Below are 15760 nucleotides of genomic sequence, written 5' to 3'. Positions count from 1 at the left end.
AAGAAACCAAGCACTGTCAGAATACTGTGTCAATGATCACGTTCGGTGCAACTCCCGGCGCGTGAGCTCCTTGCCGCGTGCCCGACGTGGCTCATCCCTTGTGGTCCTGACGTGGAGGACACCCCATGCTGAGCATGACGATCGACGGCAAGCCCGTCGACACACGCGACACCTTCGATGTCGTGAACCCGGCGACCGGTGCCGTCGAGGCGCAGGCGCCCGAGTGCACGCCGGAGCAGCTTGACCAGGCGATGGAGTCGGCCGCCCGGGCCCAGACGGCCTGGAAGCGGGACGACGACACGCGTCGGCAGGCCCTGCGCGACCTGGCCGACGCCGTCGACGCCCACCAGGACGAACTGACCGCGCTCCTGATCCAGGAGACCGGCAAGCCGCGCGGCGTCGCCGCGGCCGAAGTCGCCTCCTCCGCGCCCTGGATCCGTTACTACGCCGATCTGGACTGGCCGGAGCGCGTCATCCAGGACGACGACACCGCCAGGATCGAGGTGGCCCGCCGCCCGATGGGCGTGGTCGCCGCCATCACGCCGTGGAACGGCCCGGTCGGCATGTGGACCTGGAAGATCGCCCCGGCCCTGCGCGGCGGCAACACCGTCGTGCTCAAGCCCTCGCCGTTCACTCCGCTCTCGACCCTGCTGCTGGGCCGGATCGGCGCCGAGGTGCTGCCTCCCGGTGTCATCAACGTCGTCACCGGCGGCGACGAGCTCGGCAAGGCCATGACCTCGCACCCGATACCGCGCAAGATCAGTTTCACCGGTTCGATCCCCGCCGGACGGTCCGTGGCCGTCAACGCCGCCCACGACCTCAAGCGGGTCACCCTCGAACTCGGGGGCAACGACGCGGCGATCGTCCTCGACGACGCGGATCTGGAGAAGACCGCCGCCACCCTGTTCGCGTTCTCGATGTTCAACTGCGGCCAGATCTGCTGCATCCCCAAGCGCATCTTCGTCCCGGCCGGCCGCTACGAGGACTTCGTCGAGGCCTTCGGCGCCGCCGCCAGGGCCACGGTCGTCGGCGACCCGACGGACCCGGCCACCGCCATGGGCCCGCTGACCACCCGTCCTCAGTTCGAGCGGGTCTCGGAGCTGGTCGCCGACGCCGTCGCCGGCGGCGCCCGGGTGGTGGCCGGCGGAAAGCCCGTCGACGGCGCCGGCTACTTCTTCGAGCCGACGGTCTTCGCCGACGTGGCCGAAGGCACCCGGATCGTCGACGAGGAGCAGTTCGGCCCGGCGATCCCGCTGCTGAAGTACGACACCGTCGACGAGGCGGTGACACGTGCCAACGCCACCGACTACGGCCTGTCCGGCTCGGTCTGGTCGGCCGACGAGGCGAAGGCCAGGGCCGTCGCCGAACAGCTCGAATGCGGCACCGCCTGGATCAACTGCCACGCCATGCTGCCCTCCCACGCGCCCTTCTCCGGTGCCAAGCACAGCGGCCTCGGGGTCGCCAACGGCGAGGACGGGCTGCTGTCCTTCACCGAGCAGCAGGTCATCCACACCGCGAAAGGCTGAAACACACCATGCGCAAGAGAACCCTCGCCGCCGTCGCCGCCCTCCCGCTGCTGCTCACCGCCTGCGGTGGCGGAGGCTCCACGGAGACGTCCGACGGGCCGATCAAGATCATGACGATCGCCTCGTTCGAGAGCCAGGTCTACTCCGTTCCGTGGCTCAGGACGGCCGTCACCGCGGCCGTGGAGCGGGTGAACGCCGACGGCGGCGTCGACGGCCGAAAGATCGAGCTGCTCACCTGCAACGACAAGTTCGACCCCAACGAGGCCACGGCCTGCGCCCAGCGCGCCGTGTCCGAGAAGGTCACCGCGGTCGTCGGCCCGCTCTCGCCGAACATCGGGGCCATCGCGGCCGTGATGGAACAGGCGAACATCCCGATCGTCGGCCCGGGCGGCGCCGACGGCCAGAACGAGGCCACCAGCAAGGTGTCCTACCCCATCAACGCCACCCCGGTCGGTATGGGCGTCGGTGCCGGAAAGCTCGCCGTCGAGCGCGGCGGCCCGAACGTCGTCGTGATCGGCGGGGACAACGAGACCGCGCGCCACGGTGCCGAGTGGGCCAAGAGGGGGGTCGAGGAGGCCGACGGCAAGGCGACCATGATCTATGCCCCGATCGGCTCGGCTGACTATTCGACCGTGGCCGCCAAGGCGATCGGGCACAAGCCCGACGCGGTCTCCCTGCAGGGCTCGGGCGCCGACGCCGGCCGGATCGCGACCACCCTGCGGTCCGCCGGCTACGACGGCCTGATCACCGGCATTTCCTCGATGGTCACCCCGGGCGTGCTGGAGATCCTCGGGGAGGACGCCGCGAACATCGTGCTCACCTCCCGCGGCCACGCCGCCACCGACACCTCCAACGCCGAGATAGCGGCGTTCAACAAGGCGATGAAGGCCGCCGATCCGAAGGCCAACATCGACGACATCGGCCTCAACGGCTGGCTGGCGGTCAAGCTGTTCGCCGCGGTGGCCGAGGGCCACGAGATCACCGACGGCGCCTCCGTCATCAAGGCCCTCGACGGCATCGAGGAGCCGATCAGCCTGGGCGACGCGTACCCGGACTACCGGGGCGTCCAGGACCCCCCGCCGCTGAAGGAGTACCCGCGGGTCGCGTCGTTCGAGGTCGGCACCAGCGCCGTGAAGGACGGCCGGATCGTGCCGGACGGCGACTTCTTCGACCCGTTCGCCAAGTAACCGGGCAGTCGGACAGCAGGATGACCGGGATGCGCCGGTGAGGGCCGTGACGGAACGGCGGCCCTCACCGGCGCCTCGATGCAGAAAGGTCTATTTCATGGCAGTGACCCGCAGGATCACCGTGGTCGGAGCCGGAGGTGCCGGCCTCGCCGCCGCACTCGAGGCCGGCCGGGCCGGAGCCGATGTGATCCTTTTGGAGACGGCCGACCAGGTCGGCGGCGCGACCGCACGGGCCGGTGGCGTCGTCTACGCCGCCGACACCCCGGTCCAGAAGGCCCGCGGTGTCGAGGACTCCGTCGACGAACTCATCAACTACTACATGACGGTCAGCCGCCACGAACTGGAGCCGCGGCTCCTGCGCGCCTCGGCCGAAGGCACCCGCGAGGCGATCGGCTGGCTGGAGGAACTGGGCATCACCTGGGAGCCCGAGCGGCTGTACGTGGCCGGCCTCGAGTACAAGCCGCGCGGACATCTGCCCACCGGCGACACACGCGGTCTCGGCCCGGCGGGCGGCGCGATGATCGTCGCCGCGCTGCTCACCGCCGTCGAGACGATGGACAACGTCGAGATCCGGACCGGCACCCGCTGCGCCGGGCTGCTCACCGGCGAGGACGGCGCCGTGACCGGCGTACGCACCGAGTCCGGCGAGGAGATCCCCGCGGACGCCGTCATCCTCACCACCGGCGGCTTCGGCGCCGCCCCCGACCTGCTGGCCGAGCACTGGCCCGAAGCCGTCCGGCACGGCGACTGGCACTGGTACCTCGGCCCCGACACCAACGTCGGCGACGGTGTCCGTATGGGCCTGGCCGTCGGCGGCGAACTGCGCGGATACGGCGGCACCCTGCTGGAGACGCCGAACTTCGGCCGTCTCAACGACGCCTTCACCCCGCCGTGGGTGATCTACGTCAACCGCGACGGTCACCGCTTCGTCGACGAGACCGACACCTACTGTGTGATGCCGCACGTCATCGCCAAGCAGCCCGGGGGCACGTGCTGGGCCGTCTTCGACGACGCCGCACTGCGGTCGGTCGCCGACAGCGGACACGTCGACCCCTATGGCCTTGGCGTCGACCTGGAGTCGAACTGGACCGCCGCCATGCTGCGCAAGCAGATCGAGGCAGGGGTCGTGAAGTCCGGCGCCACCCTGGCGGAACTGGCGGAGCGCACCGGGATCGCCTCCGCCGCGTTGGAGGCGACCGCCGAGCACTGGAACGCCGATGTCGCCTGCGGACGCGACACCGTGTTCGACAAGCAGGGCACGCTCGCACCGATCTCCACCGCGCCGTTCTACGCGGTGCAGTTGCGGCCGGCCATCATCGGCATCACCTTCGCGGGTCTGCGTATCGACGACGGGGCACGGGTGCTGGACACCGCGGGCCGCCCGATACCGGGCCTGTTCGCCGGCGGTGAGGTGGCCGGCGGACTCGACGCCGATGTGTACGCGGGCGGAGGCACCTCCATCGGCAACGCTCTCGTCTTCGGGCGCACCGCCGCCCGGAGCGCCACCGCCGGGGCGGCGTAGTGGCACCCCGTACGGCCGCGCCCGGCGACCGCGGGCCCCGCGAGGTCGCCGACCGCCTGGCGATCTACGAGCTCTACGCCCGTTACGCGCAGGCGGCCGACCTCGCGGACGGCGCCGCCTACGCCGACTGCTTCACCGAGGACGGCTGGACCGACATCTCCTCCTTCGGCCACACCGCCGAGTCCTTCCGGGCGCGGGGACTGGACGTCCTCGACGAGACCGGGAAGGTGCGCGGCCGCGACCGCCTGCGGACCATCGCCACCAAGCCCGCGGGCACCCCGCTCCACCACCACCTCACCGTCAACGCCGTCGTCACCTCCTACCAGGGCGACCGGGCCAACGGCTCGGCCTACTTCGTCGTGCTCGCGCCGGACGGCAGGGTCCACCAGTTCGGGCGCTACGAGGATGTCCTGGTCCGCGACGGCGACGGACAGTGGCGCATCGCCGAGCGCAGGGACCTCGCGGCGTTCAACTCCGGCACCACCCTGCCCCGGGCCTGAAACCGGGACCACGAGCACCGGCCCACACCCCGAGCGGGGTGTGGGCCGGTGCTCGTGGTCCCGGAGGGGACGGGGCCGTCAGGCCGCCGGGGTGGCGGAGCCGTGGCGGACGGGGAGCGCGGTGAAGCCGTAGGTCGTGAAGTAGGTCCGGGCGGTGACCTCGCCGTCGAGGGCCAGGTCGGGCAGCCGGTCGAGGATGTACTCGAGCACGATGGTGATCTCCAGCTTCGCCAGTGCCTCACCGATGCAGCGGTGGCGCCCGAAGCCGAAGGTCAGGTGACCGTGCACGCCGGGCCGGTCGGGGTCGAAGCGATCCGGCTCCTCGAACTTCTCCGGATCGTAGTTGCCGGCGCCGAAGGTCAGCATCACCTTCTCGCCGGGACAGATGCCCACGCCGCGCACCTCGGCGTCCTTGCGGGCGGTGCGGCCCATGTTCCAGACCGGCGGGTTGATGCGCAGCGACTCGTCGATCACCTTGCCCAGCCGGGAGCGATCGGCCTGCAGCGAGGCCATGAGGCCCGGTTCGGCGAGCACCCGGTGCACGGTGTTGGTGATGCCGTCGACGGTGGTGCCGTGGCCTGCCACGATGAAGACGATGCACAGGCCGAGCAGTTCGCTGTCGGTCAGCGGCGCACCCTCGATCTCGCCCTCCATGATCCTGCCGAGCACGTCCTCGGCGGGCTTGCCCCGGCGCTTGCCGATCTCCTCGCGGACGACGGCCTCGACGGCGGCGGCGGCGCTGCGCGCGCGCTCCGGGTCGCCCGTGGAGGCCATCCACTCGTCGACGATCTCGGAGATGTGGGCCCCGTCCTGATCGAAGCCCAGGATCGCGGAGATGGTGGCGGTGGGTACCTTGCGCGCGACGTCGAAGACGAGGTCGCCGCGCCCGCTCGCGGCCAGTCCCGAGAAGGCGTCCTCGACGATCCGCTCGATCACCGGACGGTAGCCCTCGACGGTCTTCGGGGTGAAGTACGGCACGAGGAAGCGGCGCCACGGGGTGTGCAGCGGCGGGTCGACCTCGGCGAGCGGGAGCATCACGGACTTCCCGGTCGAGGGAATGGTGTGGCCCTCTTCGACGGTGTACGTCTCCCAGTCGTTGGCCGCGGCGGTGATGTCGGCGTACTTCGTCAGCATCCAGAACCCGTCGCCCGCGTCGCTCCACGCGACAGGGCACTTGCCCTGCACGTCCTTCAGCGTCTCGAACAGATGCGGAGCGAGGGACGGATCGGTGTTGTCGAGGTGGTAGGCGTGCTCGGACTTACGGCTCTCGATCATGGCGGATCCTTGTCGTACGCGCTTTAACCAAACGCTGTTAGCGTAAAGTGGCGGGTGCCCTCCGACAAGAGCGGAGGACACCCGGTGCGGTGTGGGCCGCTGGTCTAGGTGAGTTCCCGCAGGCGGGCCGCGACCCGGACGCGGGCGGTCTCGTCGAGGTCGTACGGTGTGACGAGGGTGAACCGGTCGAAGACGTCGGCGTATCGCTCGGCGAGGATGTCGCCCGCTTCCTCCGGGGTGCCGACGGCGGCGAACTCGTGCAGCACCTCGTCGTCCACCGCGGCGGTCATCGCCTGCCAGTCACCCGCGCGGGAGAGCGCGTGCAGTCGCTCGCCGAGCTCTCCCCAGCCGTGTGCCTCCAGCACCGGCCGGTAGGACGGGGTCGAGGCGTAGAACGCGATCTGGCTCCGGGTGGCCTCGGCGGCGGCGGAGACCTGTTCCGGGGTCGTGCCGGTCGCCACGAACGGCCCCCCGACCCGCTGGAAGTCCCCGCGCGCGGACTTGTCACGGCCCCGCTGGAGCGCCGGGAGGGTGTGTTCGCGCAGATAGCGCTCGGTGAGGAAGCTGTGGAACAGGACGCCGTCCCCGACCTCCCCGGCCACCTCGGTCATCAGATCCCCGACCGCCGCGACCACGACCGGTGGTGTGCCGTGGCCGTGCGGGGCCGGGGTGAACATGGGCGTCATCAGCGTGTGGGTGTAGAACCGGCCCTGGAAGTCGAGGCGGTCACCGGTCTCCCAGGCGGACCAGATGGCGCGCAGGGCGAGGACGTACTCGCGCATCCGGGCGGCCGGTTCGGACCAGGGCATCGAGAAGCGCCGGGTGATGTGCGCGCGGACCTGGGTGCCGAGCCCCAGCATGAAGCGGCCCCGGGAGAGACGTTGCAGGTCGTGTGCCATCGAGGCGACGTTCATCGGGTTCCGGGCGAAGGCCACCGCGATGCCGGTGCCCAGACCGATCCGCTCGGTCGCGGTGCTTGCGACGGCCATCTGGAGGAAGGGATCACGGTCGAGCTCGCTGGCCCAGACGGCGTCGTAGCCCGCCTCTTCGGCCGTGCGCGCGGCAGCGGCCGGATCGGCGCCCCCCTTGATGGGCAGCGCGGTGTCCACGGGAATGCTCATGCCACTGCCTCCTCGCCGACGGCGGAGGCCAGGCAGGCTGCTCCGCCGATCTTGCCGCTCACTTCGTCCGCCGCCGCGACCAGCCGGGCCGCGACCTGCTCGATCTCGGTGCCGTCGAGGTGGCGGCGAAAGCCCCGGACGGCAAGGCCGAGCTCGACCTTCTGGGGGCCGAAGACGGGTGCCGTGAGCATCCGGACGTCGTACGACGTGTACGGGTCGAGCGCGGGGTCGAACTGCTCGCCGCGCAGTCCCCGCATCGCACCGTCGAGTTCGTCGGCCGAGGGACGGCGCAGCTGCTGGCCGACCGCGCGTTCCAGCTGGTCGTAGTGGTCGTTTCCGATCGCCACCGACCAGCGTCGCCTCCGGGTGCGGCGCAGCGCGGCCTCACCCGTGGCGGCCAGGGCCGGGTCCGCGGGGAGCCAGGCATCGGCGCCGGCCGGGTCCCAGGCGGCGAAGACCGAGCCGACCGGGAACACGAACGGGGTGCGGTAGCCGACCCGTGAGGAGACGTAGTCGGCGTCCGGGGAGTCGGCGATGGCGAGGCAGACCGACTGCCGGTCGACCGTTCCGACGGCGAGGCATTCGAGGTCGAGTTCCCTGGCGAGCCGCTCCATGTGCGGACGGGCGCGCCCGGCCAGTTCGATGAGCTCCACCAGGTCGCGTTCCGGCGCGGCCATCAGGGACGGAGTGCTGAACCCGCCGTACCCGCCGCGGAAGAAGACCAGCGGAGGACCCGGCCGCAGCTCGGCGAGCCGGTTGACCTCACCGACGACGATGTAGTGGTCGCCCGCCTCGTACCGCTGCGCGAGGGTGCAGTCGATCCAGGCGAGGGCCCCGTCGATCACGGGTGCGCCGGACGGCGCCGGGAACCACGTGATCCCGCTGAACTTGTCGGAGCCCCTGGTCGCCATGGCACGGCACACGTCCTCCTGGTCGGCGCCGAGGATACTGACGCAGAACCGGCCGGTGGCCTCGATCTTCGGGTACGTGCTCGATGTGCGTGCCGGCATGAAGCTCACCAGGGGCGGATCGAGGGACACTGAACCGAAGGACCCCACCGCCATACCGTGGGGCCGGCCCTCCGCGTCCAGCGCCGTGATGACCGCGACGCCGGTGGGGAATTGCCCGAGGACGTCGCGGAAATGGCGCGCATCCTGGGGCGGAGCGGTTGCCTGGACGTAGTTGCTCACATCGCACCTCACTGGGACGGGGCAGTACGTTAAAACTAACAGCATTTGATTCTGTGCCCAAGGGGTTGGGTCGAACGGGCGTGGGCAGGGGGTGGGGCGCAGGTGTGGGGAAGGGTCTTGGCGCGATAACCAAATGGCGTTAGGCTCGGCCGCCAGGGCCCGGTGAAGGGCCGTCGCACACTCAGCGGGAGGATGGACATGGGAGCGGTATGGCAGGCCCTGTGCGGCCGACTCGGAACGAAGTACCCGATCATGCAGGACGGCATGGGTCCGTCACCCACCACGTCCCTGGCGACCGCGGTGTCCGCGGCAGGCGGGCTCGGCTCGGTGTCCACTCCGGGGCTGCTCACCCCCGAGGCGGAGCTGCGCAAGAAACTGCGTGACCGGATGGAGCAGGTGGCGCTCGGCGCGCGCGGCGCCTTCGCGGTCAACATCCCGGTGGGCACCCTGGCCTCGGGAGAGATGCTGCCGGCCTCGGAGGCCTGCATCGACGAGGCGATCCGCATCAAGCTCGCGGGTGGCCCGGTCGGTGAGCACTTCGCCGCCATCACCACCTCGGCGGGCTTCCCCGGTGGCTTCACCGAGCGCATCCAGGAGGCCGGCCTGCTCCACTTCCACAAGGTCGGGTCCGTGCGCCACGCGGTGAAGGCGGCCGAGGCCGGCGTGGACGTCATCATCGCCTCGGGCCACGAGATGGGTGGCCACACCCACCTCAACCCGGTGTCCACCATGGTGCTGGCCCCGCAGGTGATCGCCGAGGTGGACATCCCGGTCATCGTCTCCGGCGGCATCCATGACGGCTACGGGCTCGCCGCGATGCTCGCCATGGGAGCCGGCGGCGTCGCCATGGGCACCCGCTTCATCGCGACCGACGAGCACGAGTGGCACCAGAACTACAAGCAGTACATCGTCGACTCGCGCGAGTGGGAGGACATGACCTACCAGGGGTACTACGCACCCAGCCGCGGGCTGCGCAACAAGGCCCTCCTGGAGGAACTGCCGGCCATCAAGGAGTCGGGCATCTCGGTGGACGAGCTCAACCAGTGGAAGGAGGACCGCGGGTACCTGGCCCAGATGGAGGGTGACACCGAGTCCGGCATCGTCGTCGCCGGTCAGGTCGCCGCCGCCGTCAAGGACATCGTTCCGGTCAAGACGCTTCTGGACCGGATGATGGACGAGGCCCTCGGCCTGCTGGAGAACACCGCGGCCTCGCTGCCGGCCCTCAAGGCCGCCCGCGCCTGAGCCGCCGGACGCGACGCCGATGGCCCGGTTCCGAGGGGGGACCGGGCCATCGGGCATTTTGGTGCCGGCGCACGGCTGGACCGCATCCCGGGATGCGATCCAGCCGTGCGCCGGCGAAGTGGTGCGGGGGATCAAGCGCTCCGCGTTCCGGTTCGGGGCCCCGGGTGATCGCCGTGGCGGCGGCGCCCACCAGGTGTCCCGCTGAAGCGGGCGAACCGTTCCGAACCCCGGGGCCGGCCGGATCGCCCGGCGCCGAACCGGCTCAGCGGCGCCGCCCGGGCCGGCCGTTCGGACCGGGCGGGACCCGGGCGGCGGAGCCGGGTCCCGCCCTACCGGTCCGCCCTACCGGTCCGCCCTACCGGTCCGCCCTACCGGTCCGCCGTACCGGCCGACGCCGTCTCCGGCAGCGGCGCGGCATCCTTGGGGACGACCCGGGGGCCGGGGGTGAACCGCACGGGCATCGAGGTCCAGCCGTTGACCAACGGGATCACCGGCCGGCGGACGAGGTCCTCGCGGTCGACGGCGAAGTCCGGCATCCGGCGGAGCAGTGCCCGGACCACCTCGACCAGTTCGGCCCGGGCGAGGTACGCGCCGACGCAGCGGTGCACACCGAGCCCGAAGGCCACGTGCTGATGGGCGTTCGCACGGTCGGGATCGACGGTCTCCGGATCGGGGAACACCGTCTCGTCGCGATTGGCGGAGCCGATGCCGAGGAAGAGCCGGTCGCCCGGCCGCAGCGCGACGTCCCCGAGTGTCGTGGGCGCGACGACGGTGCGGGCCGCCCCGGTGCCCGGGCTGTGCAGCCGCAGAAGCTCGTCCACGGCACCCGGAACGGCGTCCGGGTCCTCGATCAGCCGACGGCGCAGCTCCGGATGCGCGTCGAGGTGCTCGACGACGTTGGAGATCTGCGCCGTCGTGGTGTCGACGCCTCCGGTGAGCAGCATGAAGACCAGCTCGGCGACCAGGTCGTCGTCGATCGGCCGGCCGTCGACCTCGGCCTCCAGCAGGGCCGTGCAGACGCCCCGCGGACCCGCACCGCGCTCCCGCCACTCGGTGACCAGTTCCCGCATCTCCCGCATTACGCCGATGATCGCCCGTGCTGAGCCCTTCCGGTGGCTGACGCCCTGGTGCAGGGCATGCGCGTAGTGCTGCCACCGGTCGGGGGGAAGCCCCAGCAGATCGACGATGACCAGCGGCGGCAGCACGGCGCCGAGGTCCCCCACGACGTCCATCCGGCCCGACTCGACGGTGCGGTCGAGGATCCAGTCGACGATGGTGGTGAGCCGTGGGGTGTACTCGCGGACCGTACGGGCGGAGAAGAACGGCGCGATCAGACGGCGGTAGACCAGGGAGACCGGCGGGTCCATCTCCATCATCCCCAGCCGCGACGCCGTGGCCGGCACCGTGGCCCCGCCCACGACCCTGCCGTCGAACTCCAGTTCACGCCCGGACGCGAACGTCTCCGGTTCCCGCAGCACGCGGCGGACGTCCTCGTACCGGGTGACGGCGTAGAACCCGCCGTGCTGCGGGGAGTGCGCCACCGGGCAGGTCGTGCGCAGGTCCGCATAGATCCGCGGCCAGTGCTCGGCGAAGGCGGGGGAGTGGTGGTCGAACGGTTCGGGGGCGCCGTCGGGGGCCGTCGAGCCGCTCACTGGTTCGCTCCGTCGGCCGGCCGAACCCGTTCTCCGGTGAGCCGGGGCAGCGCGCCCGTGTCGGTGCCCTCCCGCGGACCGGCGGGGTAGGTCATCGTCATCGAGTAGAAGCCGTTGGTCAGCGGGATCCGCTCGTAGGCCTCGACCCCGGTGATCACGTACTCGGGGATGCGGCGCAGCAGTTCGCCGAGGAACACCTCGGCGTTGGCGGAGGCCAGCAGTGCCCCGGGGCAGCGGTGGACGCCACCGCCGAAGGCGAGGTGCGGGTTGGGCGAGCGGGTGATGTCCGGCGTCGCGGCGTCCGGGAAGACCTCCTCGTCGAAGTTGCCGGAAGCGTAGGAGAGGAGCACCCGGTCGCCGGGGCGGAACGTGTGCCCGCCGACCTCTACTGTCTGGGTGACGGTACGGGCCAGGCCGGGGGAGGGCGCGTGATAGCGCATCATCTCGTCGACCGCGGTCGGCAGCAGCGACGGGTCGGCCACGATCCGCGCCCGGTCCTCCGGCCGGTCGTGCAGATGCTTGAGCATGTGGGCGATGGTGGCGATCGTGGTGCCCTCGCCGCCGAGCAGCATCATGTTGACGAGTTCGGTGGCCCACTCGACGCTCAGCGGTTCGCCGTCGACCACCGCGTCGTTGAGACCGCTGATCAGCCCGGGCCGGGGTGCGACCCGCTGGCGCTCGACCTCCTTGCGGACGTCCTCGCGCATCCAGACGGCGCCCTCCGCGCGGTCCTCGGTCTGCCGGACCATCCGTTCGGCGACATCGGCGTAGGCCGACCACCGATCCAGCGGGATGCCCAGGATGTCGAGGATGACGATGGCCTGGAAGGGGCCGGCGAGGTCGGTGACGATGTCGCACTCGCCCTTCTCTACGATCCGGTCGATGGCCCAGCCGGCCGTCTGCCGGATCCGCTCGCGGCCCCGGGCGATGGCCTGGCGGGTGAACCACGGGGTGAGCAGCCTGCGGTACTTCGTGTGCTCGGGCGGGTCCATCTCGAGGATGCCGACCCGTACGGGCTGGTGCGGGATGGCGACGCCGAGGCCCTTGTCGGTGCCGTCCGCGTGCCAGGACCGTTCGGAGGAGAAGGCCCGGTGATTGCGGAGGGCCTCGGTGATGTCCGCGTGCCGGGTCAGTACGTGGTAGCCGCCGTGGAGGTCGGAGGAGATGACCGGACAGCCGCGGCGGGCCTGCGCGTAGATGTCCCGCCAGCGCGCGGCGTGGTCCTCGCTGGTGTGGTCGAACCGATCGGGCGTCATGTCTGCACCCCTATTAATCAACCAGTATTAGATTTACGATGCTGGCATGCCGTACACAGGGTGTCAACGAGAAGCGACAGCGCGGGACGGGTCCATGCAGGGCCGGATCGCCCTGATCACCGGAGGGTCGCGGGGGATCGGCCTCGGCATCGCGCGCCGGTTCCACGAACGGGGCGCGCGGGTCGTGCTGTGCGCCCGCAACACCGACGACGCGAGGGCCGCGGCGCGGACCCTGGACCCCTCGGGGGAGACCGCGCTCGGCGCGGGCGTGCACGTCTCCGACGAGGACGCCGCCCGGTCCCTGCTGGCGGACGTCGGCGAGCGCTGGGGCCCCCTCGACGTCCTGGTCAACAACGTCGCCGCCAACCCGCACTTCGGACCGACCCATACGGTGGATCACGGCCGCTGGCAGAAGATCATGGAGGTCAACCTCTGGGCCCCGCTGCGCTGGACCCAGCTGGCCCTCGAGGCGGGTCTGGGCGTGACCCGGCCCGGCTCCGTCCTGATGATCTCCTCCAACGTCGCCGCAACCCCGGGCAGCCCGTCCGGTGTGTACGGCATGAGCAAGGCGGCCCTCAACTACCTCACCGCCCAGCTCGCGGTCGAACTCGGCCCGCGGGTCAGGGTGAACGGCATCGCGCCCGGCGTCGTGAACACCCGGTTCTCCGCGCCGCTCGTCGCCGGGGGCGAGAAGGTCTACGGCCGCTGGCCGCTGCCCCGCTTCGGCGAGCCCGAGGATGTCGCGGACGCCGCGGAGTTCCTCGCCGGCGAGGCCGCGTCCTGGGTCACCGGACAGGTACTGACCGTCGACGGCGGTGCGCTGCTGGGCGGCGACGAGTTCTCCGCGCTGGAGGGTCTGTGATGTCCTCGGTGAGCACCGTCGATCACGGTGGCGGCGTCCTCGAAGTCCGGCTGGACGAGCCGGAGCGGTTCAACACCCTGGAAGCGGTGATCGTCCAGGAGCTGCACGACGTGCTCGGCGCCCTCGCCCCCCGCACCGACGTGCGCGTGGTGGTGCTGACCGGGGCGGGCAGGCACTTCTGCGCCGGTGCCCACCTCCAGGGGCACGGCACCGCACCCGGTGGTGACGGATCGCGGACGGTCCCGGACTGGATGTCCGTGCAGGAACACATCGCGACCCTGGTGACCCGGCTGCGTTCGCTGAGGATGCCCGTCGTGGCCGCGGTGCAGGGCGCCGCGGCCGGCGGCGGGTTCGCCCTGGCGCTCGCCTCCGACATCCGCGTCTGCGCGGACGACGCCCGGTTCAACGCCGCGTTCGTCAAGGTGGGTCTCTCGGCCTGCGACATCGGGGTGAGCTGGCTGCTGCCCCGGCTGATCGGCGCCTCGCGCGCCTTCGAACTGCTGCTCACCGGCCGCTTCGTGGAGGCGGAGGAGGCCGAGCGGATCGGGCTGGTCTCCCGGCTGGTGCCCCGGGCGGAGCTGATGGAGACCGCCCTGGAGACGGCTCGCGCGATCGCCGCGCACGCGCCCTACGGGGTCCGGATGACCAAGCAGGTGATGTGGTCGCAGCTGGAGATCTCCAGCCAGGCAGCCGGTCTCGACCTGGAGAACCGCACCCAGGTCTCCGCGGCGCTCACCGAGGACCACCGGGAGGCCGTCGCGGCCTTCCTCGCCAAACGCGCCCCGGAGTTCCGCAACAGGTAGCCGTGCTCCCGCGGGTTCCGCGACGGACAGGTGCGGTGCCTTCGCTGTCGAGCCGTTCCTGACCGCGGCCCGTCCGGGACCGCTGCCCCGGACGGGACGGTCAGGCCGGACCCCTTCCGCGACGAAGGGGTCCGGCCTGTGTCTCAGCCGAGCAGGGCCGCGGCCAGGACGCGCGCCGTGGCCAGCGGCAGTTCGCCCGGAGGCCCGAGGATCTGCAGGCACACGTGGTCCGCGCCGGCGTCATGGTGGGCGCGGACCCGGGCGGCGATCTGTTCGGGGGTTCCCCAGGCGAACAGGGCGTCGACCAGGCGGTCGCTGCCGCCGTCGGCCACATCGTCCTCGGTGAAGCCCAGACGCAGCCAGTTGTTCACGTAGTTGGGCAGCCCCAAGTACATCGCGAGCGCCTCTCGCGCGGTGGCGCGGGCCGACACCGGATCGGAGTCGAGCACGACCCCTTGCTCCGGCATCACCCGGGCGCCGGCGCCGACGGCCGCGCGGATCCGGGCTGTGTGCTCGGGTGTGACCAGGTACGGATGCGTGCCGAGGGAGCGTTCCGCGGACAGGGCGAGCATCTTCGGGCCCAGGGCGCCGATGATCCGGTCCTCCGGTGGCACCGGGGTGGCCGAGGCGTCCAGCTCGTCGAGGTAGCCGCGCATCTTGGCCAGCGGCCGTTCGTACCGGCCGAGACCGGACCGTTCGACCATCGGACCGTGACTCGCCCCGAGGCCCAGCAGGAACCGTCCGGGGTGCGCGGCGTCGAGGCGGGCGAACGCCTCCGCGGACTCCGTGGGCGGATTGACCCAGATGTTGGCGATGCCGGTCGCGACGACCGCCCGCGAGGTGGCCTCCAGCAGCACGGCGGCCGTCTCGAACGTACGGCGCAGGCCGCCCGGGTACCACAGCGCCGCGTAGCCCATGTCCTCCAGGGCCGCGGCCGCGTCGGCGACGAGCGCGCGGTCGTCGAGGCGGAACGCACCGGCCCAGATCCCGAAGGACCGCCCCGGGGCACGCAGCGGGCGGACGCTCATGCGACGGGTTCGAACGCGGCGGCGGTCCGGACCGCGCCGGCGAACGCCGCCACCTGGGCCCCGACCCGGGCGAACTGCTCGTCCAGCCCCGGGTCCACGCACCGGCCCGCGCGGAAGGCGCCGCGCTGGGCGACGACCGCCGCGCCGTACGGCGTCGGGAAGCCGCGCAGCGCGTGGGCGACCGTGCGCAACTGGTCGATCACTGCCACGGCGGCCTGCTTGCCGTAGGCGACACCGATACAGCCGACCGGAATCCCGTCGAGGTAGGGGCGCGGGTCGCCGGAGAGGTCCTCGGCGTAGTCCAGGGCGTTCTTGACCAGGCCCGAGACGGATCCGTGGTAGCCGGGGCTCGACACGACCAGGCCGTCGGCCGAGCGGAGCGCCTCCACCAGGCTCACCGCCTGGGGCGAGCGCGGGACGCGCTGCTCGTAGAAGGGCAGCGCGATGTCGTGGGCGGTCAGGCAGAGCGTGCGGGCACCGGCGGCCTCGGCCGCCGCGAGCGCGGAGCGGAGTCCCGCCTCGGAGCTGGACTCACCCCGTACCGTGCCACCGATGCCGACGACCAGCGGTCGTTCGTCGAGCGCGTGTTCAGGCAT

The 15760-nt window shown here is 71.6% G+C and carries 14 protein-coding genes; 7 read left to right on the top strand and 7 right to left on the bottom strand.

The features are described 5' to 3' along the window. The first annotated feature begins 125 nt into the window (after nt 1-125). The 4 genes from ACIF9R_RS14335 (at nt 126) to ACIF9R_RS14320 (ending at nt 4735) form a co-directional block, all read left to right on the top strand. Nucleotides 126-1526, top strand: coding sequence for an aldehyde dehydrogenase family protein (locus ACIF9R_RS14335; protein WP_399978944.1), 1401 nt, complete (start codon nt 126-128; stop codon nt 1524-1526). An 8-nt stretch (nt 1527-1534) separates the two neighbouring features. Beyond that, nucleotides 1535-2713: an ABC transporter substrate-binding protein gene (locus ACIF9R_RS14330; protein WP_399978942.1), complete on the top strand. Its 1179-nt coding sequence runs from the start codon at nt 1535-1537 to the stop codon at nt 2711-2713. Nucleotides 2714-2810: 97 nt separating this feature from the next. After that, the gene (locus ACIF9R_RS14325) at nt 2811-4235 is read left to right on the top strand and encodes an FAD-dependent oxidoreductase (RefSeq protein WP_399978939.1); all 1425 of its coding nucleotides are present in this window, start codon (nt 2811-2813) and stop codon (nt 4233-4235) included. Next, nucleotides 4235-4735 carry a nuclear transport factor 2 family protein gene (locus ACIF9R_RS14320; protein ID WP_399978936.1) on the top strand — a complete coding sequence of 167 codons (501 nt, stop codon included), beginning with the start codon at nt 4235-4237 and terminating at the stop codon, nt 4733-4735. The genes ACIF9R_RS14325 and ACIF9R_RS14320 overlap by 1 nt, the downstream gene beginning before the upstream one ends. A gap of 78 nt (nt 4736-4813) precedes the next feature. On the opposite strand, the gene ACIF9R_RS14315 is transcribed toward ACIF9R_RS14320, so the two are convergent. The 3 genes from ACIF9R_RS14315 to ACIF9R_RS14305 all read right to left on the bottom strand — a co-directional run bounded on the left by ACIF9R_RS14315 (nt 4814) and on the right by ACIF9R_RS14305 (nt 8321). Beyond that, nucleotides 4814-6010 carry a cytochrome P450 gene (locus ACIF9R_RS14315; RefSeq protein WP_399978934.1) on the bottom strand — a complete coding sequence of 399 codons (1197 nt, stop codon included), beginning with the start codon at nt 6008-6010 and terminating at the stop codon, nt 4814-4816. A gap of 104 nt (nt 6011-6114) precedes the next feature. Beyond that, complete coding sequence (locus ACIF9R_RS14310; protein WP_399978931.1) at nt 6115-7131, bottom strand: TIGR03617 family F420-dependent LLM class oxidoreductase; 1017 nt, start codon at nt 7129-7131, stop codon at nt 6115-6117. Further along, on the bottom strand, nt 7128-8321 hold the full coding sequence (locus ACIF9R_RS14305; RefSeq protein ID WP_399978928.1) for a flavin reductase: 1194 nt from the start codon (nt 8319-8321) through the stop codon (nt 7128-7130). Before ACIF9R_RS14305 ends, ACIF9R_RS14310 begins: the two co-directional genes overlap by 4 nt. Before the next feature lie 198 nt (nt 8322-8519). On the opposite strand from ACIF9R_RS14305, the gene ACIF9R_RS14300 reads away from it, so the two are divergent. Further along, nucleotides 8520-9563 (top strand): NAD(P)H-dependent flavin oxidoreductase, encoded by a 1044-nt coding sequence (locus ACIF9R_RS14300; RefSeq protein ID WP_399978925.1) that lies wholly within the window; start codon nt 8520-8522, stop codon nt 9561-9563. Nucleotides 9564-9931: 368 nt separating this feature from the next. Here ACIF9R_RS14300 and ACIF9R_RS14295 read toward each other — a convergent pair whose 3' ends face one another. Next, nucleotides 9932-11215 carry a cytochrome P450 gene (locus tag ACIF9R_RS14295; RefSeq protein WP_399978923.1) on the bottom strand — a complete coding sequence of 428 codons (1284 nt, stop codon included), beginning with the start codon at nt 11213-11215 and terminating at the stop codon, nt 9932-9934. Continuing rightward, nucleotides 11212-12471: a cytochrome P450 gene (locus ACIF9R_RS14290; protein ID WP_399978919.1), complete on the bottom strand. Its 1260-nt coding sequence runs from the start codon at nt 12469-12471 to the stop codon at nt 11212-11214. Before ACIF9R_RS14290 ends, ACIF9R_RS14295 begins: the two co-directional genes overlap by 4 nt. 46 nt (nt 12472-12517) lie before the next feature. Here ACIF9R_RS14290 and ACIF9R_RS14285 point away from each other — a divergent pair, with 46 nt between their 5' ends. Both ACIF9R_RS14285 and ACIF9R_RS14280 read left to right on the top strand, forming a co-directional pair. Next, on the top strand, nt 12518-13333 hold the full coding sequence (locus tag ACIF9R_RS14285; protein ID WP_399978916.1) for an SDR family oxidoreductase: 816 nt from the start codon (nt 12518-12520) through the stop codon (nt 13331-13333). 8 nt (nt 13334-13341) lie between these two features. Beyond that, on the top strand, nt 13342-14136 hold the full coding sequence (locus ACIF9R_RS14280) for an enoyl-CoA hydratase/isomerase family protein (protein ID WP_399978914.1): 795 nt from the start codon (nt 13342-13344) through the stop codon (nt 14134-14136). A 143-nt stretch (nt 14137-14279) separates the two neighbouring features. On the opposite strand, the gene ACIF9R_RS14275 is transcribed toward ACIF9R_RS14280, so the two are convergent. Both ACIF9R_RS14275 and ACIF9R_RS14270 read right to left on the bottom strand, forming a co-directional pair. Beyond that, nucleotides 14280-15164, bottom strand: a complete 885-nt coding sequence (locus tag ACIF9R_RS14275) for an LLM class F420-dependent oxidoreductase (RefSeq protein WP_399978912.1) — start codon at nt 15162-15164, stop codon at nt 14280-14282. Beyond that, nucleotides 15161-15760: an NADPH-dependent FMN reductase gene (locus ACIF9R_RS14270; protein ID WP_399978910.1), complete on the bottom strand. Its 600-nt coding sequence runs from the start codon at nt 15758-15760 to the stop codon at nt 15161-15163. The genes ACIF9R_RS14275 and ACIF9R_RS14270 overlap by 4 nt, the downstream gene beginning before the upstream one ends.

Origin of the sequence: Streptomyces sp. NPDC086080 (genome assembly GCF_044540255.1) — a bacterium.
Taxonomy (GTDB): Bacteria; Actinomycetota; Actinomycetes; order Streptomycetales; family Streptomycetaceae; genus Streptomyces.
This window is presented reverse-complemented; position numbering and strand designations above follow the sequence as displayed.

Excerpts from the sequence above, each read along its gene's own strand:
- ACIF9R_RS14335 (WP_399978944.1), top strand. The coding sequence starts at position 126 with ATGCTGAGCATGACGATCGACGGCAAGCCCGTCGACACACGCGACACC.
- ACIF9R_RS14330 (WP_399978942.1), top strand. The coding sequence starts at position 1,535 with ATGCGCAAGAGAACCCTCGCCGCCGTCGCCGCCCTCCCGCTGCTGCTC.
- ACIF9R_RS14325 (WP_399978939.1), top strand. The coding sequence starts at position 2,811 with ATGGCAGTGACCCGCAGGATCACCGTGGTCGGAGCCGGAGGTGCCGGC.
- ACIF9R_RS14315 (WP_399978934.1), bottom strand. The coding sequence starts at position 6,010 with ATGATCGAGAGCCGTAAGTCCGAGCACGCCTACCACCTCGACAACACC.
- ACIF9R_RS14310 (WP_399978931.1), bottom strand. The coding sequence starts at position 7,131 with ATGAGCATTCCCGTGGACACCGCGCTGCCCATCAAGGGGGGCGCCGAT.
- ACIF9R_RS14300 (WP_399978925.1), top strand. The coding sequence starts at position 8,520 with ATGGGAGCGGTATGGCAGGCCCTGTGCGGCCGACTCGGAACGAAGTAC.
- ACIF9R_RS14290 (WP_399978919.1), bottom strand. The coding sequence starts at position 12,471 with ATGACGCCCGATCGGTTCGACCACACCAGCGAGGACCACGCCGCGCGC.
- ACIF9R_RS14285 (WP_399978916.1), top strand. The coding sequence starts at position 12,518 with ATGCCGTACACAGGGTGTCAACGAGAAGCGACAGCGCGGGACGGGTCC.
- ACIF9R_RS14275 (WP_399978912.1), bottom strand. The coding sequence starts at position 15,164 with ATGAGCGTCCGCCCGCTGCGTGCCCCGGGGCGGTCCTTCGGGATCTGG.
- ACIF9R_RS14270 (WP_399978910.1), bottom strand. The coding sequence starts at position 15,760 with ATGCCTGAACACGCGCTCGACGAACGACCGCTGGTCGTCGGCATCGGT.